Source organism: Stenotrophomonas sp. GD03958 (assembly GCF_029839005.1).
Taxonomy (GTDB): Bacteria; Pseudomonadota; Gammaproteobacteria; order Xanthomonadales; family Xanthomonadaceae; genus Stenotrophomonas; species Stenotrophomonas hibiscicola.
Map to the genome: position 1 here is coordinate 22921 of NZ_JAOBZT010000003.1, position 22749 is coordinate 45669.

General features: G+C 68.3%; 20 protein-coding genes. 8 read left to right on the forward strand and 12 right to left on the reverse strand.

All coding sequences use genetic code 11. From position 1 onward, the window contains the following. Window positions 1-424 precede the first annotated feature (424 nt). Complete coding sequence (locus N5C25_RS01385; protein ID WP_279936189.1) at window positions 425-901, reverse strand: hypothetical protein; 477 nt, start codon at window positions 899-901, stop codon at window positions 425-427. A 159-nt stretch (window positions 902-1060) separates the two neighbouring features. On the opposite strand from N5C25_RS01385, the gene N5C25_RS01390 reads away from it, so the two are divergent. Both N5C25_RS01390 and N5C25_RS01395 read left to right on the forward strand, forming a co-directional pair. Continuing rightward, window positions 1061-2023, forward strand: coding sequence for a pyridoxal-phosphate dependent enzyme (locus tag N5C25_RS01390; RefSeq protein WP_058979056.1), 963 nt, complete (start codon window positions 1061-1063; stop codon window positions 2021-2023). Next, window positions 2008-2652: a YdcF family protein gene (locus N5C25_RS01395; RefSeq protein WP_058979308.1), complete on the forward strand. Its 645-nt coding sequence runs from the start codon at window positions 2008-2010 to the stop codon at window positions 2650-2652. Before N5C25_RS01390 ends, N5C25_RS01395 begins: the two co-directional genes overlap by 16 nt. Before the next feature lie 114 nt (window positions 2653-2766). Here the strand turns inward: N5C25_RS01395 and bioC are convergent, their stop codons facing one another. The 5 genes from bioC to bioB all read right to left on the reverse strand — a co-directional run bounded on the left by bioC (window position 2767) and on the right by bioB (window position 7604). Beyond that, window positions 2767-3651: a malonyl-ACP O-methyltransferase BioC gene (bioC, locus tag N5C25_RS01400; RefSeq protein ID WP_134735739.1), complete on the reverse strand. Its 885-nt coding sequence runs from the start codon at window positions 3649-3651 to the stop codon at window positions 2767-2769. A gap of 11 nt (window positions 3652-3662) precedes the next feature. Continuing rightward, a complete protein-coding gene (locus N5C25_RS01405; RefSeq protein WP_279936190.1) occupies window positions 3663-4442 on the reverse strand; it encodes an SDR family oxidoreductase in 780 nt (259 codons plus the stop codon). Between the two features lie 29 nt (window positions 4443-4471). Further along, entirely contained in the window at window positions 4472-5251 is a 780-nt protein-coding gene (gene bioH, locus N5C25_RS01410) for a pimeloyl-ACP methyl ester esterase BioH (protein ID WP_279936191.1), read from the reverse strand. An 18-nt stretch (window positions 5252-5269) separates the two neighbouring features. Continuing rightward, on the reverse strand, window positions 5270-6493 hold the full coding sequence (bioF, locus tag N5C25_RS01415) for an 8-amino-7-oxononanoate synthase (RefSeq protein ID WP_279936192.1): 1224 nt from the start codon (window positions 6491-6493) through the stop codon (window positions 5270-5272). Between the two features lie 67 nt (window positions 6494-6560). Continuing rightward, the gene (gene bioB, locus N5C25_RS01420) at window positions 6561-7604 is read right to left on the reverse strand and encodes a biotin synthase BioB (protein ID WP_251102184.1); all 1044 of its coding nucleotides are present in this window, start codon (window positions 7602-7604) and stop codon (window positions 6561-6563) included. A 299-nt stretch (window positions 7605-7903) separates the two neighbouring features. Here bioB and N5C25_RS01425 point away from each other — a divergent pair, with 299 nt between their 5' ends. The 5 genes from N5C25_RS01425 (at window position 7904) to N5C25_RS01445 (ending at window position 11574) form a co-directional block, all read left to right on the forward strand. After that, window positions 7904-8221 carry a hypothetical protein gene (locus N5C25_RS01425; protein WP_111098629.1) on the forward strand — a complete coding sequence of 106 codons (318 nt, stop codon included), beginning with the start codon at window positions 7904-7906 and terminating at the stop codon, window positions 8219-8221. A gap of 142 nt (window positions 8222-8363) precedes the next feature. Continuing rightward, the gene (locus N5C25_RS01430) at window positions 8364-9704 is read left to right on the forward strand and encodes a chloride channel protein (protein WP_251102183.1); all 1341 of its coding nucleotides are present in this window, start codon (window positions 8364-8366) and stop codon (window positions 9702-9704) included. Window positions 9705-9801: 97 nt separating this feature from the next. Next, window positions 9802-10497: a ComF family protein gene (locus N5C25_RS01435; protein WP_251102182.1), complete on the forward strand. Its 696-nt coding sequence runs from the start codon at window positions 9802-9804 to the stop codon at window positions 10495-10497. 58 nt (window positions 10498-10555) lie between these two features. Further along, complete coding sequence (locus N5C25_RS01440) at window positions 10556-11107, forward strand: HdeD family acid-resistance protein (RefSeq protein WP_021203354.1); 552 nt, start codon at window positions 10556-10558, stop codon at window positions 11105-11107. Continuing rightward, the gene (locus N5C25_RS01445) at window positions 11104-11574 is read left to right on the forward strand and encodes a hypothetical protein (RefSeq protein WP_279936193.1); all 471 of its coding nucleotides are present in this window, start codon (window positions 11104-11106) and stop codon (window positions 11572-11574) included. The genes N5C25_RS01440 and N5C25_RS01445 overlap by 4 nt, the downstream gene beginning before the upstream one ends. A gap of 51 nt (window positions 11575-11625) precedes the next feature. Here the strand turns inward: N5C25_RS01445 and N5C25_RS01450 are convergent, their stop codons facing one another. The 6 genes from N5C25_RS01450 to N5C25_RS01475 all read right to left on the reverse strand — a co-directional run bounded on the left by N5C25_RS01450 (window position 11626) and on the right by N5C25_RS01475 (window position 18956). Continuing rightward, the gene (locus N5C25_RS01450) at window positions 11626-13404 is read right to left on the reverse strand and encodes an MFS transporter (protein WP_279936194.1); all 1779 of its coding nucleotides are present in this window, start codon (window positions 13402-13404) and stop codon (window positions 11626-11628) included. A gap of 192 nt (window positions 13405-13596) precedes the next feature. Next, window positions 13597-14712 (reverse strand): N-acetylglucosamine-6-phosphate deacetylase, encoded by a 1116-nt coding sequence (nagA, locus tag N5C25_RS01455; RefSeq protein WP_279936195.1) that lies wholly within the window; start codon window positions 14710-14712, stop codon window positions 13597-13599. Then, on the reverse strand, window positions 14709-15485 hold the full coding sequence (locus tag N5C25_RS01460) for a DeoR family transcriptional regulator (protein WP_031270180.1): 777 nt from the start codon (window positions 15483-15485) through the stop codon (window positions 14709-14711). The genes nagA and N5C25_RS01460 overlap by 4 nt, the downstream gene beginning before the upstream one ends. A 33-nt stretch (window positions 15486-15518) precedes the next feature. Next, entirely contained in the window at window positions 15519-16853 is a 1335-nt protein-coding gene (locus N5C25_RS01465) for a D-tagatose-bisphosphate aldolase, class II, non-catalytic subunit (RefSeq protein ID WP_058979034.1), read from the reverse strand. A 17-nt stretch (window positions 16854-16870) separates the two neighbouring features. Beyond that, window positions 16871-17809, reverse strand: coding sequence for an ROK family protein (locus N5C25_RS01470; RefSeq protein WP_058979032.1), 939 nt, complete (start codon window positions 17807-17809; stop codon window positions 16871-16873). Further along, window positions 17802-18956 carry an SIS domain-containing protein gene (locus N5C25_RS01475; protein ID WP_279936196.1) on the reverse strand — a complete coding sequence of 385 codons (1155 nt, stop codon included), beginning with the start codon at window positions 18954-18956 and terminating at the stop codon, window positions 17802-17804. Before N5C25_RS01475 ends, N5C25_RS01470 begins: the two co-directional genes overlap by 8 nt. 322 nt (window positions 18957-19278) lie before the next feature. On the opposite strand from N5C25_RS01475, the gene N5C25_RS01480 reads away from it, so the two are divergent. Further along, complete coding sequence (locus tag N5C25_RS01480) at window positions 19279-22638, forward strand: TIM-barrel domain-containing protein (RefSeq protein ID WP_279936197.1); 3360 nt, start codon at window positions 19279-19281, stop codon at window positions 22636-22638. Window positions 22639-22749: the final 111 nt, after the last annotated feature.

Here is a 22749-nt window from a genome sequence, read left to right on the forward strand (position 1 = left end):
GATTTTTGCAGATAACCCAATAGCACCCATCGTGGCTGGCGCCGTAGGCGCCCGTGACCGGAATTGGAACAGGGGCCGGTACAGGCGCACGGTGGGGGAGCAGAGGGCCGGCAGTCGGGGGACTGTCCGGCCCTGTTTTTTTGCGGCTGTCGGGAAGGCGCCATCCACGCATGGCGTGGATCTACTGAAGCTGGGGCTTTCGCCGGTTGGCGACCTGACAAAACAAACGGCCCCGCATTGCGGGGCCGTCTGCCTTCAGAGGTGCCGACATCCGACAGGGCCGGAACAGGGGGGATCCAGATGTTCCTGTCGGATATCGACGTAGAGCTTTTTGCGGCGGCCCGTGTCGTTTTTGTCACTTTGTGACGTGGGCCGTCACTGTCCGCGTAGAGTGCGGCTTGGACCGTGTGAAATGCAAGACGGTTCAGCGCTCAACTGTGCGCTGCGTCGCACGATCCATGTTGCGCCAGGGGGAACCGTTCATCCTCGGCGCACTCGGTGCCGGTGCCGGACGGGCCTGGGGCGCCGGCGGCTGTGCGTTCGACTGCGGCGGGCGGCGCATCGAGTCCATGTTCCGCCACGGCGAACCACCGTTGTACGACGGTCGCGACGGGGGCGGCGGACGGTGCTCGCCACCATTGCCCGGGCGCGGCGGCGGGCGATGGTTGTGCGGCGGGCGGTAGATCGGGCGCGAGTAATACGGATTGCCGTAGCCGCCGTAGTAGCCGCCATAGCCACCGTAGGGGCCGTAGTTGTAGGGATAGCCGGCCGGGTAGCGGTACTCCACCGACGGCGCACCGTGGTAGTAGCTGCCGCTGCGGCCGCCGCCGACATAGTCGTAGGTGGTGCAGCCGGTCAGGGCCAGCAGCAGGCCACCGGCAAGCATCAGGCGCATTTTCATGGTGGGTCCCCCCAGAGGACGGGTGTGCAGTCAGCTTCGGGCGCCAGCGTTGAATCGGCCCTTAATTCTGCCGGCCAGGATGAATGGAGGCGTAGGCCTGCATGCTGGCATGACCTGCGCCCCGGTCGCCAGCGCGAAGCCATACGTTAATCTTGCGTCATGAGCGATTCACTGTTGCCCCGCGCCGATGACGTCCTGCTTGCTGCGGCGAGGATTGCCCCGCATGCCAGCGTGACCCCGGTACTGCGCTCGCGCATGCTTGATGCGCTGGCCGGCGCGCAACTCGCGTTCAAGGCCGAGCACCTGCAGCGCGGCGGCGCATTCAAGTTCCGTGGTGCCTGCAACGCGGTGTGGTCGCTGGAGGCCGATCGCGCCAGTGCCGGCGTGGTCACGCACTCCTCCGGCAATCATGGCGCCGCCTTGGCGCTGGCCGCGCGCACGCGTGGCATTCCCTGTCACGTGGTGGTGCCGGAAGGCGCGGTGGCGGCCAAGCTGGCCAACATCGCGCGCCATGGCGCCACCCTCTGGCGCTGCCCGCCGACCACCGCCGATCGTGAGGCCGCCTGCGCCAAAGTGCAGGCCGATACCGGCGCGACTCTCGTCCATCCATACACCGACCCGGCGGTGATGGCGGGGCAGGGCACCGCCGCGCTGGAGCTGCTGCACAGCGACGGCCCGTTCGACGTGCTGGTCGTGCCGGTCGGCGGCGGTGGCCTGGCCAGCGGCACCGCGCTGGCCCTGCAGCACGCCAGCCCGCAGACCCGCCTGGTGCTGGCCGAGCCAGCCGGAGCCGACGATACCGCGCGCTCGCTGGCCGCTGGCGAGCGGCAGGGCGCGTTCGCCCCGGACACGATCTGCGATGGACTGCGTACCCTGATCGGCGCGCCGAATTTCGAACTGCTGCGCGCGGCAGGTGCCGAGGTGATCGTGGTTGATGACACCGCGACGATGGCGGCGATGCGCCTGCTGTGGGAGGTGCTCAAGCAGGTGGTCGAGCCGTCGTCGGCCACCGTGCTCGCTGCCGTGCTGGCACAGCCACAGCGCTTCGCCGGCCTGCGCGTGGGCCTGGTGCTGTCTGGTGGCAATGTCGACCTGCCTGCGCTGCGCTGGGGCGCGCCATGAGCCGCGACCGGCACCGGCCCCGCACCGGCCTGCTGGGCTGGCTGTGGCGGCTGTTCGTGCTGCTGGTGGTCTGGCTGCTGGGCGTGACCGCCTGGATCGTTTGGGTGGGTGAGCGCGACCAGGCCGCCAAGGCCGACGCCATCATCGTGCTCGGTGCGGCGGCCTATGACGCCAAGCCGTCACCGGTGTTCGAAGAACGCATCCGCCATGGACTGGACCTGTACGAGGCCCAGTACGCGCCGCTGCTGATCTTCACCGGCGGCTATGGTGGCACCGGTGCGCGCTTCTCCGAATCGCAGGTGGCGCGGCGCTATGCGCTGAAGCATGGCGTGCCGGACGATGCGATCCTGATCGAGACCGCGTCGCGCAACACCGTGCAGAACCTGGTGGAAGCCAAGCGACTGATGGACCAGCGCGACCTGCACCGGGTGATCATCGTCAGCGACCCGCTGCACATGGCGCGCGCGCTGCGCCTGAGCAAGGCACTGGGCATCGATGCGCTGGCCTCGTCCACGCCCAGCACGCGCTTCCGCAGCTTCCACACCAGCTGGCGCTTCCTGGTGCAGGAAATCTACTTCTTCCACCGCGACCTGGTGCGCCCGCCGCTGAGCTCGCCGGCCAATACCTGAGGGCGGAAGCCTGCGTTGGGCGCGGCGTCGCATTGGGTAGTGCCGGCCGCTGGCCGGCAGATGCCCACCATGGAATCGTGAGGTTGCCGGCCAGCGGCCAGCACTACCAGACGATCAGGTCTGCTTGCGGCGGATTGGAATCGCCGACACCGGCACCGAGGCGACGTCATGCCCGCCTTCGCGGATCGGCGCGCCCGGGTCCGGTGCCCAGGCGTGGGCATAGATCACTTCCCAGCTGCTGGGCAGCTTGCCGTCGCTGCGCCGCATCGGTTCATACGCCGCTGCCGCCGCCGCGAAACGGCTACGCCCGGTCAGCGTATGGCGGCGGTCCACCCGCGCGTTGGTCGCGCCCATCGCGCGCAGTTCGCGCATCAACGAGGGCAGGTCGTCGTAGGTCAGGGTGAACAGATCGCGGTCCAGCACCGGGTCACGGAAGCCGGCCATCATCAGCGCATCACCGAACTGGGCGATCTGTGCAAAGCGGCTGACGTGCGGGCGGTCATCGGCGGCGGCGAAGGCTTCGTTGAGTTCGATCAGCGTTTCCGGGCCGAAGGTGGAGCACAGCAGAAGGCCGCCGGGCTTGAGCACACGGCGGAACCCGGCGAACACCGCCGGCAGGTCGTCCACCCACTGCAGGCACAGGTTGCTGAAGATCACGTCCACGCTGTTGTCGGCCAGCGGCAGCGCAGCGGCGTCGCCGCACAGGCGCTGGAACGGCTTCCACCAGCCGGCCTGGCGCTTGGCCTGGTCCAGCATCGGCAGCGCCACGTCCAGCGCGATCACCTGCGCCTTCGGCCAGCGCTTCTTCATCAACGCACTTGCATGGCCGGTGCCGGCGCCGATGTCCAGCACCACCTCGGGCTTGCGTGCCTCAAGGTAGTCCAGCGATTCGATCAGCCGCGACTGCACCTCGCGCTGCAGGGCGGCGGCAGCGTCGTAACTGGTGGCGGCACGCGCGAACGCGCGACGGACATGGCGGGCATCGAAGTGGGACGGCATTGCGAACTCTCTTAGAACGTACCGGGGTAGGCGCCGCCGTCGATCAGCAGGTTCTGCCCGGTGAGGTAACCGGCCTGCGCACTGCACAGGAAGGCGCAGGCGGCGCCGAACTCGTCCGGCGTGCCGAAGCGGCCGGCGGGAATCTGCTGGCGGCGACGTTCGGCCACTTCGCCAGCATCGCCGTTCTTGCCCGCACTGTGGGCGAAGTTGGCGCGCAGGCGGTCGGTGTCGAACTGGCCGGGCAGCAGGTTGTTGATGGTGACGTTGTGGGCCACGGTGCGGCGCGACAGGCCGGCGACGAAACCGGTCAGGCCACTGCGCGCGCCGTTGGACAGCGCCAGGATGTCGATCGGTGCCTTCACCGCCGACGAGGTGATGTTGACGATGCGGCCGAAGCCGCGCTCGATCATCGCGTCGACGGTGGCGCGGATCAGCGCGATCGGCGCCAGCATGTTGGCGTCCAGCGCGGCGATCCAGTCGTCGCGCTCGAAATTGCGGAAGTCGCCCGGTGGCGGGCCACCGGCATTGGTGACCAGGATGTCCACCTGCGGGCATGCGGCCAGCGCCGCAGCACGGCCGGCCTCGGTGGTGACGTCGGCGGCGACCGCGCGGACCTCAGCGGCACCGGGCAGGGCGCTCAGCCCTGCGGCGGCAACCTGCAGTGCCTCCTCGCCACGAGCCACGATCACCACGTTGACGCCCTCGCGCACCAGCGCACGCGCGCAGCCCAGGCCCAGCCCCTTGCTTGCGCCGCAGACCAGTGCCCAGCGGCCGTTGATACCCAGATCCATGCGTCAATCCTGCGGAATTCGGAGGGGGCTCATTGTCCGCCATCGGCCGGTGACAGGCCGGCAACGAAGTGTTGCAGGGCGGCGGCCACCTCATCGGCATGGCCGAGGAAAGGCGCATGTCCACCATGGGCGATCGTCAGCGCCTGCGCGCCCGGGGCCAGCGCCGCGGCGGCCTGCATCGCCACCGGAGACACCAACCGGTCTCGCTGGCCGGCGATCCACAGGCTGGGCTTGCCCAGCGTCGGCAGCGCGCCGCGCAGATCGGTGCTTTCGAGCAGGCGCAGGCCTTCCAGCAGGGCGCGTTCGGTGGGCGCACCGCGCTCGACCAGGCGCTGCCGCAGGATGCGCAGCTCCTCGCGGGCGTGTGCCGAGCCCATCACGTCCAGCGCGAGGAAGCGTTCCAGGGTGCCGCCGAAGTCGGTGGCCAGCTCGCGCCCGAACTGCTCGAACACCGCCGGTTCCACTGCATGCGGCCAGTCTTCGCCACGCACGAAGCGTGGCGTGGCCGCGATCATCGCCAGCCCGCGCACCTTCGGCAGCGTCGCGGCAGCGTGCAGCGCGAACAGACCGCCCAGCGACCAGCCGCACCACACCGCCGGCGGTGTGGCCGCGGCAATGGCACTGACCACGAACGGCAGGCGCAGCGGCGTGGTGTCCTCGCGGCTGTGGCCATGGCCGGGCAGGTCGACCAGGTGCAGGGTGAACTGGTCCGCCAAGCGCTGCACCAGCGGCGCGAACACACCGCCCTGCAGGGCCCAGCCATGGATCAGTACCAGGTCCGGCCCTTGGCCGGTGACGTCGATATGCATGGGAAAACGACAGCAGGCTCAGGCAAAGACAGGCAACGGCGGTGGCGCGGCGTCACGCACCGCCAGGGTCACGCGATCGCGCGCGCTGGCGAGAGCCTCCACCAGGCCGCGCACCTGTTCCGGCGTATGCAGCGCGGATAGTGTGATGCGCAGGCGCGCCTTGCCTTCGGGCACCGTGGGCGGACGGATCGCGCCGACCAGCCAACCGGCCTGTTCCAGCGCCTTGGACATCGCCACGGCGCGGTGATCGTCACCACACAGCAGCGGTTGTATCGGCGTCTCCGAAGCCATCAGGTCCAGCCCATGGCGACGTGCTTCGCTGCGGAACAGCGCGATCAGGTCGGTCAGCTTGGTGCGACGCCAGTGGTCGCGGCGCGCCAGGCGCACTGCTTCAAGCGCAGCAGCGGCCATCGCCGGTGGCACGGCGGTGGTGTAGATGTACGGGCGCGCGGTTTCGGCCAGATGTTCGATCAGGTCGTCGCGGCCGAGCACCAAGGCGCCGGAACCACCCAGTGCCTTGCCCAGCGTGACCAGCTGCAGCGGCACATCGTCCACGCCCAGCCCGGCGGCGGCCACGGCACCACGGCCATCACCGACCACGCCTACACCGTGCGCATCATCCACATAGAACAGCGCCTGTTGCAGGCGTGCCACAAGCGACAATGCACGCAGCGGTGCGATGTCGCCGTCCATGCTGAAGACACCATCGGTGGCCAGCATTGCCGCGCCGTCGGGCGCGTGCTTGAGCTGGCGCATCGCGCCTTCCGCATCCAGGTGTGGGTAGCGGCGCAGGCGCGCACCGGCCAGCCGGGTGGCATCAAGGAGGCTGGCGTGGTTGAGCTTGTCCTGCACGCACACGTCGTTCTCTTCGCTCAGCAGTGCCTGCTGCACCGCCAGATTGGCGGCGAAGCCACTGCCGAACAGCAGCGCACGCGGATAGCCCAGCCACTCGGCCACCTCGCGTTCCAGCGCCTCATGCAGGGCATGATGGCCGCAGACCAGGTGCGAGGCACCGGCGCCAGCGCCTTCGCGTGCGGCGGCGTCCTGCAGCGCGTTGACCACGCTGAACTGCTGGGCCAAGCCGAGGTAGTCGTTGCTGCAGAAGCCGGTCAGCCACTGGCCGTCCACTTCCAGGCGCACGCCATCGCGACGGGTGACCGTGCGTCGCGGGCGGCGACGGCCTTGGGCATCGCGCAGAGCGCGCTGGGCGTGGAGGCGGGCGGTCAGGTCGGGGCGGGCCATTGTGGCTGAATGCGTCGACGGAGCGGCTAGGGTAGCGCGTTGCCGCGGCGCCTGCTTGCGGCCCGTCTCAAGCCGCGTGAGCGCAGCCACAGCCGGGCGTATCGGCACTGATATCGGCGTGCACGGTACCGCCGTGGTCGTGGCCTTCGGCATCCACCTGCACCGCCATCGGCTGCAACCCCAGCCGAGCGAACAGGGCCAGGTCGCGCTCGCTTTCCGGGTTGCCGGTAGTAAGCAGCTTGTCGCCGTAGAAGATGGAGTTGGCGCCGGCCAGGAAACACAGCGCCTGCAGTTCGTCACTCATCGCCTCGCGCCCGGCCGACAGCCGCACCATCGCGCGCGGCATGGCGATGCGGGCCACCGCGATCATGCGCACGAACTCGAACGGGTCCAGCTCGGCACTGCCGTGCAGCGGCGTGCCCACTACCTGCACCAGCTTGTTGATCGGCACCGAATCGGGGTGTGCCGGCAGCGTGGCCAGTGCCAGCAGCAGGCCAACGCGCTGCGCGCGCGTCTCGCCCATGCCGACGATGCCACCACAGCAGGTCTTCAGGCCGGCATCGCGCACGTGTTCCAGCGTATCCAGGCGGTCCTGGTACTGGCGCGTGTGGATGATCGAATCGTAGTAGTCCGGCGCGGTGTCGAGGTTGTGGTTGTAGTAGTCCAGGCCCGCGTCCTTCAGCGCACGTGCCTGCTCGCCGCTGAGCATGCCCAGCGTGGCGCAGGTCTCCAGGCCCAGCGCCTTCACCCCGGCGATCATCGCCGCCACCTTCGGAATGTCGCGGTCCTTTGGCGATCGCCACGCGGCACCCATGCAGAAGCGCGACGCACCGGCGGCCTTGGCCTGGCGTGCCTTGGCCAGCACCGCGTCCGTGTCCATCAGCTTCTGCGCATTCACCCCGGTGCTGTAGCGCTGCGCCTGCGGGCAGTACGCGCAGTCTTCCGGGCAGCCGCCGGTCTTCACCGATAACAGCGTGGACACCTGCACCTGCGACGGGTCGAAGTGCTCGCGATGGACTGCCGCGGCGCGGAACAGCAGCTCGGGGAACGGCAGATCGAACAGCGCCTGCAGTTCGTCGTGTTGCCAGTCGTGGCGGATGGCAGCAGCCATGGCGGGGCCTTGGGTACGAATGGAGCGAGGGCGGCAGTGTGGCTGGGGGGGGCACGGGCTGTCAACTTTTAGTTTGATGTTTTGGTTTACTTGGCTGTGACTGGAATGGAATCCCATACAAGCGATGGCCATGGCGCTGCATCGATTGCGGGCATCGCTGCTGCCGCGGCGAACCCCGTCCTCGGGCCGGGAGCGGGGGCAGCCTGCGCGGTGAGCTTGGCCCGAACATCGTCAGGATCGACCCGCGCAGCGCGTTGGACGTAACCTCAAGCACACACGTTCAATCGGGCAGCGCTGCAATGGACAATCCGGACAACTGGCAGCCGATCACCCGGGAAGAACTGGAAACCCTGGTCGCACGGCAGTTGCAGGATTGCTCACCTGTCCAACGAGCCACCTTCGAATCCCTGCGCGTGCCATTCCATGCGGTTCGGTTGCACAGGCTGGGCATGATTGAGTGGGTCTGGGCGGTCGCACAGCTGCCCGACGGGTTGCTGTACTACGAGGACGTTGAGGAAGGATTCGAGATGGGCACGCCGGGAGAGGATGGTGTGTTGCCGAACCAAGGCTGTTCTCAGCTGACGCTGACCCACATTCTCCATCGTTTGGTGATCTGAGCATCAGATCTCGCAGATCGCTGCATCTGCCCGAGTTCAGGACGCTCTTCTGGCGGCATACGTGCATTTCACCGCATCCTGCAAGGCCTTCGGCCACAGTGGCCGCTGTCTAACCAAAGCGCTGGCGCGCAGACTTTGACTCATGACCGATCTCCATCGCCTCCGCGGCCGCATCACCGCGCTGGTTCTCAGCGAAGCCTGGCGCCGCCGCGCCGCGCTCTGGGGCGGCGCCGTGGCCGTGGCGCTGGTGGCCATCCTGTTCGCCAAGGCCAGCGATGCGGCCTTCCATCTGTTCCAGCGCATCACGTCACACTCGCCATGGTGGGCCCTGCTGCTCACGCCCGGCATCTTCGCGCTGCTGGCGTGGCTCACTTCCGGCGTGCTGAAGCCCACGCGGGGCAGCGGCATTCCGCAGGTCATCGCCGCGTTGGACAAGCCGGACGAGACATTCCGCAGGACCAATCTCTCGCCCGCGGTCTCGGCCGGCAAGCTGCTATTGACGTCGTTGTCGCTGCTCGGCGGCGCGTCGGTCGGGCGCGAAGGTCCCACGGTGCATGTGGGCGCCAGCCTGATGTACCTATTCGGCCGCTGGTTCGGCTTCAAGGATCCCCGCGAGCTCTCGCACTTCCTGTTGGCCGGTGGTGCGGCCGGCATTGCGGCGGCCTTCAACACGCCGCTGGCCGGTATCGTCTTCGCCATCGAGGAGCTCAGCGGCCGCTTCGAGCATCGTTTCTCAGGCACCCTGCTGACCGCAGTGATCGTCGGCGGCGTGGTGTCGCTGGGCCTGCTCGGCAACTACACCTACTTCGGCCATGTGAGTGCACGCCTGCCGCTCGGCCAGGGCTGGCTGGCCATCCTGCTTTGCGGCGTGGTGGCAGGGCTGCTGGGCGGCCTGTTCGCGCGTGCGGTGCTGGCCAGTGCGGCGGGCCGCCCGCGTTGGCTCGGGCAACTGCGGCAGCGGCATCCGGTCCTGTTGGCCGCAGGCTGCGGCATGGCGGTGGTACTGCTCGCCCTGGTCTTCGGTGACGGCGCGTTCGGCACCGGCTACGAGCAGGCGCGCAGCCTGGTGCAGGGGCAGGCGGCGGTCGGCCACGAGTTCGGGTTGATGAAGCTGCTGGCCAATCTGGCCTCGTACGTGGCGGGCATTCCCGGCGGCCTGTTCTCGCCGGCGTTGGCGGTCGGCGCTGGACTCGGTCACAACCTGGCAGTGCTGATGCCGGGCGTGGACCCGCGCGCGTTCGTGCTGCTGGGCATGTGTGCGTACCTCACCGGCGTTACCCAGGCCCCGCTGACGTCGGCGGTGATCTCGCTGGAACTGACCGACAGCGGCGACCTGCTGCTGCCGATACTGGCCACGGTGCTGATCGCGCGTGGCGTGTCCGGGCTGGTGTGCAGGGTGCCGATCTATCGCGGGCTGGCGGAGTTGTTGATCGGGCCCACCGCTACGCCACCGGCGACCGGACAGGGCGAACGCCTTTCCTGACGGGCGGCGGCCCCCGTCGCAGTTGAGGGCAGTTCCGACACTGCAATCGGTGCTTCGCCGATGGCCGCACGCGGCGTGCGCCATCAAGTATTGGGTGATGCGTACTGATCTCCTGCGTTCGGCAACCCGTGTCTCGCGCGCACTGCTTGGTGTGCTGCTACCGCTCCGCTGCCTGGTCTGCGGCGACCCGGGCCACGATGATCTTGATCTGTGCTGTGCTTGCTTGGCCGATCTGCCTTGGGCAGGCCGTGCCTGCCTGCGCTGCGCCTTGCCGTTGCCCGACACCGCGTTGATCGTCTGTGGCAGCTGCCGCGAGGAGGTACCGCCACAGACGGCTACCCACGCCAGCCTGCTGTACCTGCCACCGGTCGACCAGTTGCTGGTCCGCTACAAGTTCCATCAGGATCTCGCAGCCGGACGCCTGCTCGCGCAGCTTATGCAGCACGCACCGCCGCCGTGGTGGTGTCCACCGCTGGTGCCGGTGCCGCTGCACAATCGCCGGCTGCGCCAGCGCGGCTACAACCAGGCGGGCGAGCTGTGCCGGCTGCTGCCGATGCCGGTCTGGCAGGGGCTGTACCGGCGGCGCCACACCGCGCCGCAGTCCGAGCGCACGGCCGAACAGCGCAGGGAAAATCTGTTCGATGCGTTCGATGTGCGTGGCTTGGTGCCAACGCGGCTGACCGTGGTCGATGATGTGATGACCACCGGCAGCACGGTGATGGAGGTTGCCGAGACGCTGCGCCTGGTGGGCGCTGCGGAGGTGCGCGTGTGGGTCTGCGCGCGGGCGCCGTGATCGCCCTCTTCATCCACAGGGGCTAGGATGAGGCCGGTTCCGGATCGAAGGAGTGGTCATGAATTCCCCCTTGTCTCCCTTGCTGTCGGCGGTTGGCCGCAGCTGGTGGATCCTGCTGCTGTACGGGCTTGTCGCACTGGGTTTTGGCATCGTTGCCATCGGCTGGCCCTTGTCCGCAGCGATGGCGCTGGCGTGGACACTGGGCGTGATGGCCATCGTTGAAGGTGTCATCAGCCTGTTCGCACTGATCAGCGGCGGCAGTGGTGCCTCGCGTGGGTGGCTGGCGCTGTATGCCATCGCCTCGCTGGGCTTCGGCATCCTGGCGGTGATCAACCCGCTGGCCACCGCCAGCGTGCTGGTGTTGTTCCTCGCAGCGTGGTTGCTGGTGGCGGGCATCTATCGCATCGTGTTCGCGATCCGCGTGCGCAAGCAGATCCAGGGCGAGTGGTTGCTGATACTCAGTGGTGTGCTTGCGGTGGTGCTGGGCCTGCTGTTTGCGGCCAACCCGTACGCAGGCGTGGCGGTGACCACGCTGTGGATCGGCATCGGCAGCCTGCTGTATGGGCTGCTGCAGGTACTGGTGGCATTCAAGCTGCGGAAGCTGAAGTGAGGGGCGCGTTTCCGTTCCTGCTGGGCGCAGCGCTGGTGCTGGCCGGATGCATGCCGGGTGCCACGCCCGGTGCGCTGGCAGGCAAGGATCATGCGCCGCGCGCGGGTGTGGATGTACGCCTGAGCGCGGTCGATGCGGACGGCAAGGGCAGGCAGGCGCAGTGGCAGGGCGAAACGCTCGCCCTGCGCGAGCCGCCGATCGCTGGCAGCGCCGACATCGCCGATGTGCGCTACGTGCTGGACGAGGCCAAGCAGCCGGGCCTGCAGATCCGGTTTCGACACGAAGCGCACCAGCGCATCCACGATGGCACGACAGCACTAGTCGGTCAGCGGGCGGCGATCAGCGTGGATGGCCGCGTGCTGATGGTGGCGACGGTGCAGGGACCGTTCGGCGAATCGATGATGCTGAGCGGGTTGCCCAGCGTTGCCGAGGCGCAGGCGCTGGCCAGGCACATCACTGGCGACTGACGGACGCGCCATGAACCCGCGGCGCGCGGGGAGGTCGACCAAGGTCGACCGCTACCGGGCGAACCGCGCCTCGATCTCTTCCAGCGACTTGCCCTTGGTCTCCGGCAGCCAGAATGCGGCCACCAGGAAGAACACGAAGGTACACGCCGCCCAGAACACGAACATGCTCGCATAGCCGTAGTGGCCCACGGTGGGCAGGAAGATGGCGGCGATGGTGGTGGACACGAACTGGTTGATCAGCAGCGCGATGCTCATGCCATTGGAACGGATGCGGTTCGGCATCAGCTCCGACAGTGCCAGCCACACGCACACGCCGGGGCCGACGGCGAAGAACGCGACGAACACCAGGATGCAGGTGGCCACGGCCCAGCCGTGTGCCGGTGGCGGCACCGGGCCAATGCGGGCCTGCTCGATGCGCAATGGCGCCTGGCTGGCGCTGGCCGGGTCGGCAAATGGATTCAGGTGGAGTTTGCGGAAGAACGCACCGATCACGCTGTCCGGCTGCACGGTGCCGGTGCGCTCGATGCGCAGTTCGCGATCAATCAGGTTGTCGCTGCGCAGGGCGCGCACATTGGTGAAGTCGCCGTAGGCATACGACACGGTCAGTTGCAGCGGCCGGCCTTCGCTGTCGATGCCAGCGCCGAAGCGCTGCCACTGCGCATCATCCAGCACCAGCTGCAGGCCGTCGCCGCTGACCGCCGCCTGCAGTTGCGGCTGCACGTCGGTACGGCCGCGTTCGGCCTGGAAGAACAGCGTGGCCGCGCCCAGCAGGGCCACGCAGATGCCGCCGCTGCCGAGCATCAGCAGGAATTTGCGGCCCTTGCGATCGACCAGCAGCAGCGCGACCACGGTCATCACCGCATTCAGCAGCTTGATCGCCACGTCGGCGCCGTTGGCCACCGAGCCGGACAGGCCGGCCTGGTTGAGGATGTTCACCGCGTAGGCCAGCACCGAATTGATGCCGGTGGCCTGGGTGCAGGCCAGCACCACGCAGGCCAGCACGAACGGAACCACGTAGCGGCGGCTGAGCAGTGGGTCGCGCTTGCCGTCGTTGCTGCTCGATTCCGGCGCCTGGATCTGTGCAAGGGTGGGTTCCACGTCGGCGGCAGGCAGCACCCGCTGCAGGCTGCGGCGGGCTTCATCGATGCGGCCGCGGCGCACCAGCCAGCGTGGCGATTCGGACAGCCAGAAGATACCGGCGCAGAACAGCAGGCCGGGCGCCAGGCAGGTCCAGAAGATGGTGCGCCAGGCGTGGTCCTTCACCGTGAACAGTTCCTGCGCCTGCTGCGCGACCGGCAGCGAGCGCACGGCCTCGGCGGCGGCATCCACGGCATGGGCGTGGTACAGGCCGATCAGGGCTGCCAGCACCAGGCCAACGGTCAGCAGCAGCTGGAACATCGCCGCGCCGCGCCCGCGCCGTTCGGGGCTGAGCACTTCGGCCAGGTACAGCGGAATCACCACGCCGATCAAACCGCCACTGATGCCCTGCAGCAGCCGCCCGAGCAGCAGCGGCGTGTAGCCCGAGGCCAGCGCCATGATCGGAATCGAGGCGGTGAACAGTAGGCCGGCCAGCAGCATCGCACCGCGGCGACCGATCAGGTCGGCGACCATGCCGGCGAACAGCGAGGACAGCACGCTGCCCAGCAGTACCGCCGCCACCACGAAGCCGAGCTGCTGGCTGCTGAGCTGCCAGGCGTGACTGGCGGTCGCTTCAAGATAGGGCAGGGCACCGGCGATGATGCCGATGTCGATGCCGTACAGCAGGCCCCCCAGGCCGCCGATGAAGAGCAGGTAGCGTACGGGCCAGCGCGGGGCGGTGCTTGCAGTCATCGGCAGTTCCTGTGGTAGCGCCGGGCCAGGCCCGGCGGCGGTTCGTCGCAGAGTGCATTCTGTAGAGCCGAGCCATGCTCGGCTGCTTTCCGTTCCGATATCGAGGTTCCCCATGCCGCGCTTCGCGCGGTGAGCCGAGCATGGCTCGGCTCTACAGGGAGCCCGCGCGGCATCCGGGCCGCATCGCTTGCGTCAGGTCAGATCGACCACGCGCCCACCAATGACCACCTGCTGCAGGCGCAGTTCGGCGTCCAGCACCACCAGGTCGGCACGGGCGTCGGGCGCAATGCGGCCGCGATCATCCAGGCCCAGGTAATCGGCGGGGAAGGTGGACACGCGATGCGAGGCATCGGCCAGTTCCAGTCCCACACGCACCAGGTTGCGCAGCGCCTGGTCCATGGTCAGCGCGCTGCCGGCCAGCGAACCGGTGGCCAGACGCACGCAGCCGCCGCACTTGTGCACGCGCTGCTCGCCCAGCGCGTACTCGCCGTCGGGCATGCCGGTGGCGGCAGTCGCGTCGGTCACCGCGTACAGGCGCGGAATCGCGCGCGCGGCCAGGCGGATCACGCCGGGATGGATGTGCTGCAGGTCGGGAATGATCTCGGCGTACTGCGCATGTGCCAGCGCCGCTGCGGCGATGCCAGGCCGGTAGTGGTCGACGCCGGTCATGCCGTTGAACAGATGGGTGAAGCCGGAAGCCCCGGCCTGCAGCGCAGCAACACCTTCTTCGTAAGTGCCGGCGCTGTGGCCAAGCTGCACACGGATGCCCATTGCCGAAAGCGCGGGAATCAGCGCGGTGTGCTCGCCGATTTCCGGCGCCAGTGTCATCACCCGGATCGGCGCCAGCGCGTGCAGCTGCTGCACCAGTGCCACCGTCGCCTCGATCGTACGATTGGGCTGTGCGCCCAGCCGCTGCGGGCTGATGAACGGTCCTTCCAGATGCACGCCGGCGATGCTGGCGGCGTCGGCATCGGGCGCCGCCATCGCCGCAGCGACGCCGTCCAGCGCGTGCGCGATCTCGTCCAGCCCGGCGGTCATGGTGGTTGCCAGCAGCGTGGTGGTACCGAAGCGCAGGTGGGTGCGGGCGATGGTGCGGGCCACGTCGCCGCCCTGCATCAGGTCGACGCCGGCCGCACCATGCACGTGCAGGTCGATGAAGCCGGGCAGGATCACCGGCAGCTGCAGGTCGTCAGCGCCGCTGTGGTCGTCCACCTGCAGCTGGCGGATGTGCGAATCGAAGTGGACGTGGCCACGCCGCCAACCCAGCGGGGTGAGGATGCGGCCATGCAGGGTGCGGGTGTCGGTCATGCAGTGGGCTCGGCGATGATCACTTCGATGCCCACCCGCTGCAGCCCTTCACGGGTTGCGTCGTCGATGCCGGCGTCGGTGATGATGGCGTGGATCTGATCGAGAAGTGCGATGCGGTGCAGGCTGACGCGGCCGAACTTGGAGGCGTCGGTCAGCACCACGATGCGGCGCGCGCGCTCGACCATGCGGTGGTTGAGGCGGGCTTCGGCTTCATCGTGGGTGGTCAGGCCGAACTGCAGGTCCAGGCCGTCCACGCCCAGGAACAGGGTGTCGAAGCTGTAGGAGTTGAGGCTGGCTTCGGCCTGGCTGCCCTGCAGCGACAACGACTGCTGGCGCAGCAGTCCACCGGTCAGCAGCACGTTGATGCCGGGCGCGTTGGCCAGTTCCCAGGCGATGTTCAACCCATTGGTCATCACCGTCACGTCGCGCTGGGTGCGCAAGTGACGGGCCAGGGTCATCGTGGTCGAGCCGGAGTCGATGATGATGTTGTCACCGGGCCGCACCAGGCGCGCGGCACACGCGCCGATCGATTCCTTCAGCGGCAGGTTCAGTGCGTCCTTTTCGTGGATGTCCTGTTCCTGTGGCGGCGTGCGCACCAGCGTGGCGCCGCCGTGAGTACGATTGGCCAGGCCTTGCGATTCGAAGTGGGTCAGGTCGGCACGGATGGTCACCGCCGACACGCCGAAGCGCTCGACCAGATCGGCCACCTGCACCGAGCCGTGCTCGATCAGCAGCTGCAGGATCTGTTGCCGGCGGGAGCGGGTGTTGCGCATGGCCATTCTCGGTGTCGCGGGGAAAGGTAGAGATTAGCCGTTCGCAGCAACGGCGGCAGCCGCGTCTGCGTGATGCGTGCGGGTTCCGGCCTGGTTGGCGCTGCAGGCACGGGCGTACTCGCCCAGGCACAGGCCGATGCGGTGCTGCACCAGCGCGGTGGGCGTGTTGGCCAGCGTGCCCTCACGCACGGCGCGGTACTGCTCCGGCAGGTACTGGCTGAGCAGTACCAGTGGCGGCGCGTGCTGTTCCAGGTTGGCGAACAGGGTCTGCACCGCCTGCACCAGCGCGGGCTCGCCCCAGTAGTAGCGGCAGCGGTCGCTGAAGGAATAGCTGCGCAGCAGGCGCAGCGCTGCCTCATCGCCCTGGTAGTAGGACTGCCAGTACTTCGGCTGCGCCACCATCACTTCATCCAGCACCTGCGGCAGGCGCGAGCACTGTGCGGCCGGCAGCAGTTCGGCCTCGATCGCGGCCAGCGCGAACAGCGCTTCGCGGTAGGCGAAGGTCGCCGCCGGGCCGACCTTGAGGATGGCGAAGTGGTCGCGCACCAAGGCGTGCAGGCCACTTTCGCGCTGGTAGTCGGTGGAATGCGCTTCGAACACGATGCGCGGCTGCTGTTCGAGGAAGTCGGCCAGCGTGCTGGCGGCGGCTGGGTCGTACTCGTGCACACTGCTGTGGTCGAAGTCCACGCCCGGTTGCACCACCATGGCGATCACGCGCTGCCACGCATCGCGCAGCTGCGGCGTATCGAACGCCTGCTGATGAATCGCCAGGGTCTGCGCGGCAGCAGCGGGCGTGGTCACCTGCAGGCCCTCGGCCAGCGAGGCTTCACCCCCGGGAATCGGCACCTCGGTACCGATCACGTAGACCGGCGGCGGCAGGCCGTGTTCGGCGGCGGTGCGTTCGGCAATCTCGGCCAGCTCGGCCGAACGCGCGGCGACGATGGCGTCGGGCAGCGGCACCGGGTCATCGGCGCAGGACATGCTGCAATCGAGGTGGATCTTGTGGAAACCGGCGGCGACGTAGGCTTCGATCAGCACGCGCGCGTGGGTCATCGCTTCGGCCGCCGGGCGCTTCTGCCAGGCATTCGGGCCGAGGTGGTCGCCACCCAGGATCAGCCGCTCGCGCGGGAAACCTTCTTCATCGGCCAGCGTGCCCACGTAATCGCGGTACTGCGGCGGGGTCATCCCGGTGTAGCCGCCAAACTGGTCGACCTGGTTGGAGGTGGCCTCGATCAGCAGCACGGTACCGTGCGCCAGCGCCACGTGCATGGCCGCACGCAGCACCTGCTCGTTGCTGCAGCAGACGCTGTACAGGCCGACGTTGGCACCGGCGCGGTGGGAGGCGAGCAGGGTCTGCAACGGGGACATGGTCAGGCTCCGGTCAATCAGGAAAACGAGGGCTGGCAGGCGAGCAGGGCGGCACCACGTGCGCCACCGGCATCGCCGAAGCGCGGGGGCACGATCGGGGGGACCTGCACGCCGTTGAACAGATGGGTGGCGATGGCCGCCGGGAGCTGCTGGTACAGCGGCGCGTACTGCGAAAGGCCGCCGCCGAGCACGATCACGTGCGGGTCCAGCGCCAGCACCAGCGCGGCCAGGCTGTGGCCGAGCAGGTCGCGGTGGATGTCCAGCGCCTTGCGCGCGCGGGCATCACCGGCTTCGGCCAGGGCGATCACGGCGCTGGCGTCGGCGGCGCTGCCACCAAGGTGGCGCTCGATCATCGCCACGCCACTGCCGGACACATAACGCTCCACGCAGCCCTGCAGGCCGCAGGCGCAGTCGATCAGCGGCAGGCCGTGGCGCTGCAGCAGATGACCGGGCACGCTCCAGTGGCCCCATTCGCCGGCAAGCCCGTTGAAACCGGTCAGCAGGCGGCCCTGCAGGCAGAAGCCACCACCGGCACCAGTGCCGAGAATGGCGCCGAACATGCTGGGGTAGCCGTCAGCCGCGCCGCCGTGCGCTTCAGACAGGGCAAAGCACTGCAGATCGTTGCCGAAGTGCAGCGGGCGTTGCAGGCGTGCCTGCAGATCCTGCGCCACGCATTGGCCGGTCAGTGCAGGCACGTTCGCGCTGAGTTGGCGGCCGCTGCGGCGGTCGCGCACGCCGGGCAGGGCGATGCCGATGGCCGCATCGCTGCGGCCGAGGGCGGCGTCCGCCTCGGCGACCAGCGCCACCACCGCCTGCAGGAAGCCGTCGTAATCACCCTGTGGGGTGGCCACGCGGCGGCGCCAGGTGACCTGCATCGCCGCATCGCACGCCACCAGCTCGATCTTGGTGCCGCCGATGTCGATGCCGTAGCAGGCGTGGGCGATCAGCTCAGCCATGGTGGATGGTGACGCCCTTGACGACGCGGTTGACGGTGCCGTCCGGGAACGGGTTGTCCGGGGTCAGGCCCAGCGCGGCCGAGCGCTGCAGCGCGAACAACTGCGCGAAGCCCAGCCACACCGGTGCCAGCCACGGATCGTCCAGTGCCGGCACGGTGAGGGTGTATTCGTCATCGGCGCCGATGTCCGAATGCGGGCCGATCGCCAGCACCTGGCCGGCCACGCCGTCGCGGCGCAGTTCTTCCAGCAGGTCCTGTTCGTAGCGGCGCGCCAGCGGCTGCACGCTGCGCAGCACCACCACCAGGGTGTTGCCGTCCAGCGTCGACTTCGGGCCATGGCGGAACCCCAATGGCGTGTTGGCCAACGCCAGCACGCGGCCGGCGGTCAGCTCCAGCACCTTCAGCGCGCACTCGCGCGCCAGCGCTTCCAGCGGGCCGCTGCCGAGGTAGATGATGCGGTTGAACGGGCGCTGCGCCAGCGCCGCCACCGGTGCGTCCCACTGCGCCTGGCCTTCGCGGGCCAGCGCGGCGATCTGCTTCAGGCGCGCCACGCGCGCATCCCACGGCGAACGATCGAACACGGTCAGCGCAGCCAGCAGCATGCAGGTCAGGCTGCTGGTCATTGCGAAGGCGCGGTCGCAGCTGGCCGACGGCATCAGCAGGGTGCAGGTATCGGCATGCCCAGCGCCACGACGGGCCAGTTCGCCATCGGCGTTGCAGGTGATGTCCAGGAAGCGCGCGTCATCCACATCGCTGCGCACGCGCTCCACCGCGGCCACGCTTTCCGGGCTGGAACCGCTGCGGCCGAACGACACCAGCAGGGTCGGGCGGTCGCGCTGCAGGTACAGTGCCGGATGGGTCAGCAGGCTGGTGGTGTGCACCACGCGCACCTCGGCCGGCCACTGCGCATTGATCGCGTCGGCCACCATTTCGGCGATGAAGCCCGAACTGCCGGCGCCGGTGAACAGCACGCGCTGGTTGGGATCGTTGAGGCTGTTGCCAAGAAAGGCCTGCAGGCGGTCGCGGGCACGCGACAGGTCCTGGGCGAGGGCTTCCCACAGCGCGGGCTGCTGGGCGATTTCGGTAGCGGTATCGGCTCCGCCCAGGCGCTGCCAGGCGGACACATCGGAAAGCAGGGTGACGTCCATTCGGAGGTTCCAGTTGGGCCAGCGCACCATCTGCGTTTTCTTTCGAAATGTCAAACATCGAAAGTAAAAAGAAAGAAAACAGCGTGATGACTTTTCTTGCTGCCGAGTGCTCGGAAAAACGAAAGAACGGGGCGAATGCCGTATCGCACAATGCTTAACAGGCGGCTGCAAGCGTTTACACAAAGTATTGCAATGCAACATCTTTCGTTTCAAAGGAATATATCTTCCTTTTTCCTTTCAATTTGTTGACATCTTTCGAATCGCTGCCCTAGAGTCGGCCCAACCGCTTTCGAAACGCCCGGTGAACGGGTTGGGAGTCCGTGTGGAAATCTGCGTTCGTCGCTCGCCGCTGATGCTGGCCCTGGTGCCGGCCTTGATGCTGGCGTCCATGACGGCCCGCGCCGAGCCGGTCGGCAACCTGCGTTCGGTTGCCGCCAGCGCCAGCCGCGACGGCGTGCAGGGCTGGGACCTGCAGACCGACAAGGGCGCGCGCATCCGCATCGAACTGCCGGCCACCGACATCGTCCGCGTGCAGGCCGGCCGCAACGGCACGCTGACCGGTGCCGGCGACAAGGCCGCACCGATCGTGCTGCCCCAGCCCAAGGCGAACGTGAAGGCGCAGCTGGAAGAAGACGCACAGGAAATCCGCGTGCGCACCGATGCACTGGTCCTGCATGTACAGCGGCAGCCGCTGCGCATGCGCCTGGAACGCTTGGACAACGGCCAGCCCACCGCGCTGTGGCAGGAACTGCAGCCGCTGGACCTGGATGCCACGCAGAGCGTGCAGGTGTTGTCCTCGCAGGCTGATGAAGGCTACTTCGGTGGCGGCCAGCAGAACGGCCGCTACCAGTTCAAGGGCCGCGAGCTGGAGGTGTCCTACTCCGGCGGCTGGGAAGAGGGCGACCGCCCCAGTCCTGCACCGATGCTGCTGAGCAGCCGTGGCTGGGGCATGCTGCGCAACACCTGGAGCGATGGCAGCTACGATCTGCGCGAGGCCGACCAGGCCACGCTGCTGCATCGCGAAGACCGCTTCGATGCCTATTACTTCGTCGGCGCCGACCTGCCGAAACTGATCGAGCGCTACACCCAGCTGACCGGCCGCCCGAACATGGTCGCGCGCTGGGCGCTGTCCTACGGCGATGCCGATTGCTACAACGACGGCGACAACAGCGGGAAGCCCGGCACCGTGCCCGAAGGCTGGAGTGACGGCCCGACCGGCGCCACGCCGGATGTGATCGACTCGGTGGCCAAGCAGTACCGCGCCCACGACATGCCCGGTGGCTGGATCCTGCCCAACGATGGCTACGGCTGCGGTTACAAGAAGCTGCCGGAAACCGTGCAGGGCTTGGCCAAGTACGGCTTCCGCACCGGTCTGTGGACCGAGAACGGCGTCGACAAGATCGCCTGGGAAGTGGGCAAGGCCGGCAGCCGCGTGCAGAAGCTGGACGTGGCCTGGACCGGCAAGGGCTACCAGTTCGCGATGGATGCCAACCGCCAGGCGTTCAACGGCATCCTCGACAATTCCGATTCGCGCCCGTTCCTGTGGACGGTGATGGGCTGGGCCGGCATCCAGCGCTACGCCGTAGCGTGGACCGGCGACCAGAGCAGCAGCTGGGATTACATCCGCTGGCACGTGCCGACCCTGGTCGGGTCGGGCCTGTCCGGCATGGCCTACGCCAGTGGCGATGTGGATGCGATCTTCGGCGGCAGCGCCGAGACCTTCACCCGCGACCTGCAGTGGAAAGCCTTCACCCCGGTGCTGATGGGCATGAGCGGCTGGTCGTCGAACGCACGCAAGCACCCCTGGTGGTACGACGAGCCCTATCGCAGCATCAACCGCGATTACCTGAAGTTGAAGATGCGCCTGACCCCGTACATGTACGGCCTGGTGCACGAGGCCGCGCAGACCGGTGCACCGCCGGTGCGCGGCCTGATGTGGGACAACCCGCGCGACCCGCATGCGCAGGATGAAACCTACAAGTACCAGTTCCTGCTTGGCCGCGACCTGCTGGTGGCGCCGGTGTACCGCAGCCAGGCCGCCAGCCGTGGCTGGCGCCGCGACATCCACCTGCCGGCCGGCGGCTGGATCGACTACTGGGATGGCCGCCGCGTGCAGGCCGGCGCCGACGGCCGCCAGCTCGACCGCCAGGTGGACCTGGCCACACTGCCGGTGTTCGTGCGTGCCGGTGCGATCCTGCCGATGTACCCGTCGATGCTGTTCGACGGCGAAAAGCCGCTCGATGAAGTGACCTTCGATCTGTATCCGCAGGGCGAGTCGCAGTACACGCTGTACGAAGACGATGGCAACACGCGCCGCTACCAGCAGGGTGAGTCGAGCACGCAGGTAATCCGCGTGCAGGCGCCGGCACAGGGCAGTGGCCCGGTGCAGGTGCAGATCGATGCGGTGCAGGGCCAGTACAACGGCCAGCTGGCGCAGCGTCGTTATGGCCTGCGCGTGCTCAGCCGCCAGGCGCCACGTGCAGTGCAGGCCGGTGGCCGCGCGTTGCCGGCGCTGGCCGATGCGGCGGCGTTCAACGGTGCGGCTGAGGGCTGGTACTTCGATGCCAAGGAGCGCCGTGGCACGCTGCACGTACGTACCGCTACCCAGGACATCCGCCAGCCGCTGCAGCTGCAGCTGGACTTCGCAGTCGCTGCCGCAGCCGCCGATGATGCCTATCCGGCCGCGCCGGTGCTGGGCCGCGAACTGCCGGCCGACAGCCTGCTGGTGGTCAACCGCCCGGCCGAAGAGCCCGGCCATGCGCTGGAAAATGCCTTCGATGATGACCCGGGCACCTGGTTCCGCAGCGTGCGCAACCAGGCCGTGCGCACCGGCGCCCACGAGTGGGTGATCGGCTTCGGCGAGCGGAAGATGATCGATGGCATCGACATCGCGCCACGCAATGACAAGAACTGGAAGCACGGACAGGTACGTGACTATGAGGTCTACCTGGGCGACAGCAACGGTGAGTGGGGCGAGCCGATCGCCCGCGGCCGCCTGCAGTTGAAGGATGGCGTGCAGCGCATCGACTTCCCGGCCCACGCCGGCCGCCTGCTGCGCTTCCGCGTGCTGAGCGTGCAGAACCCGGAAGGCGATGGTGCCAGCAGCACCGATCCGATGGTTACCGCCGCACGGGGCAGTGCCCGCGCCTTCGATGCGCTGCAGCCGCGCGACGTCGGCCCGATCGCACTGTCCACCTTCCACATCCTCGAACACCAGGAACCGGAGCGACCGGCCCGGCAGCGCTATCTCTCCGAGCTGCCGGTGCCGGCCGCGCTGGCCAGCCAGGTGCGCGCCGACCAGTCGTTCCGTGGCGATGCCGGCATGCGCATGAACGGCCTGCAGTTCCGCCGTGGCCTGGGCGTCGGCGCCAACAGCCGCATCGACCTGCGCCTGCTGGGCGGCTGGCACCTGCTGCGTGCCGACCTCGGCATCGACGACGCCTGCCGCAGCGCCGGTGGCCTGCAGTTCCAGGTCTGGGGTGACAACCGCCTGCTGTACGACAGCGGCCTGGTGAAGGCACCCGGCGTGGTCAAGCCGGAGCTGGACATCCGTGGCCTTTCCACCCTGAGCCTGCGCACGCTGGGTGCGCAGGGCAGTCAACCCGCCCAGGTCTGCGCCAACTGGGCCAATGCCGTACTGATCGGCCAGGAGGGCGACTCCGCCAGCATCGTCGCCCCATGACCCCCTCGTAACACCGCTCCTCCCCCGCCCATTCCGACTACGGCCCTCATGGCCGTGGCCCGGGAGCGTTTTGCCCGCCGAACGCCCACGCGCTCACTCAGTTGCGCCGCA

Bases quoted from the DNA above. Each gene is read 5' to 3' on its own strand.
- N5C25_RS01435 (WP_251102182.1), top strand. From the start codon at position 9,802: ATGCGTACTGATCTCCTGCGTTCGGCAACCCGTGTCTCGCGCGCACTG.
- N5C25_RS01430 (WP_251102183.1), top strand. From the start codon at position 8,364: ATGACCGATCTCCATCGCCTCCGCGGCCGCATCACCGCGCTGGTTCTC.
- N5C25_RS01440 (WP_021203354.1), top strand. From the start codon at position 10,556: ATGAATTCCCCCTTGTCTCCCTTGCTGTCGGCGGTTGGCCGCAGCTGG.
- N5C25_RS01475 (WP_279936196.1), bottom strand. From the start codon at position 18,956: ATGGACGTCACCCTGCTTTCCGATGTGTCCGCCTGGCAGCGCCTGGGC.
- N5C25_RS01465 (WP_058979034.1), bottom strand. From the start codon at position 16,853: ATGTCCCCGTTGCAGACCCTGCTCGCCTCCCACCGCGCCGGTGCCAAC.
- N5C25_RS01470 (WP_058979032.1), bottom strand. From the start codon at position 17,809: ATGGCTGAGCTGATCGCCCACGCCTGCTACGGCATCGACATCGGCGGC.
- N5C25_RS01385 (WP_279936189.1), bottom strand. From the start codon at position 901: ATGAAAATGCGCCTGATGCTTGCCGGTGGCCTGCTGCTGGCCCTGACC.
- N5C25_RS01450 (WP_279936194.1), bottom strand. From the start codon at position 13,404: ATGACTGCAAGCACCGCCCCGCGCTGGCCCGTACGCTACCTGCTCTTC.
- bioH (WP_279936191.1), bottom strand. From the start codon at position 5,251: ATGCATATCGACGTCACCGGCCAAGGGCCGGACCTGGTACTGATCCAT.
- bioF (WP_279936192.1), bottom strand. From the start codon at position 6,493: ATGGCCCGCCCCGACCTGACCGCCCGCCTCCACGCCCAGCGCGCTCTG.
- bioB (WP_251102184.1), bottom strand. From the start codon at position 7,604: ATGGCTGCTGCCATCCGCCACGACTGGCAACACGACGAACTGCAGGCG.
- nagA (WP_279936195.1), bottom strand. From the start codon at position 14,712: ATGACCGACACCCGCACCCTGCATGGCCGCATCCTCACCCCGCTGGGT.
- N5C25_RS01460 (WP_031270180.1), bottom strand. From the start codon at position 15,485: ATGCGCAACACCCGCTCCCGCCGGCAACAGATCCTGCAGCTGCTGATC.
- bioC (WP_134735739.1), bottom strand. From the start codon at position 3,651: ATGCCGTCCCACTTCGATGCCCGCCATGTCCGTCGCGCGTTCGCGCGT.
- N5C25_RS01405 (WP_279936190.1), bottom strand. From the start codon at position 4,442: ATGGATCTGGGTATCAACGGCCGCTGGGCACTGGTCTGCGGCGCAAGC.
- N5C25_RS01425 (WP_111098629.1), top strand. From the start codon at position 7,904: ATGGACAATCCGGACAACTGGCAGCCGATCACCCGGGAAGAACTGGAA.
- N5C25_RS01390 (WP_058979056.1), top strand. From the start codon at position 1,061: ATGAGCGATTCACTGTTGCCCCGCGCCGATGACGTCCTGCTTGCTGCG.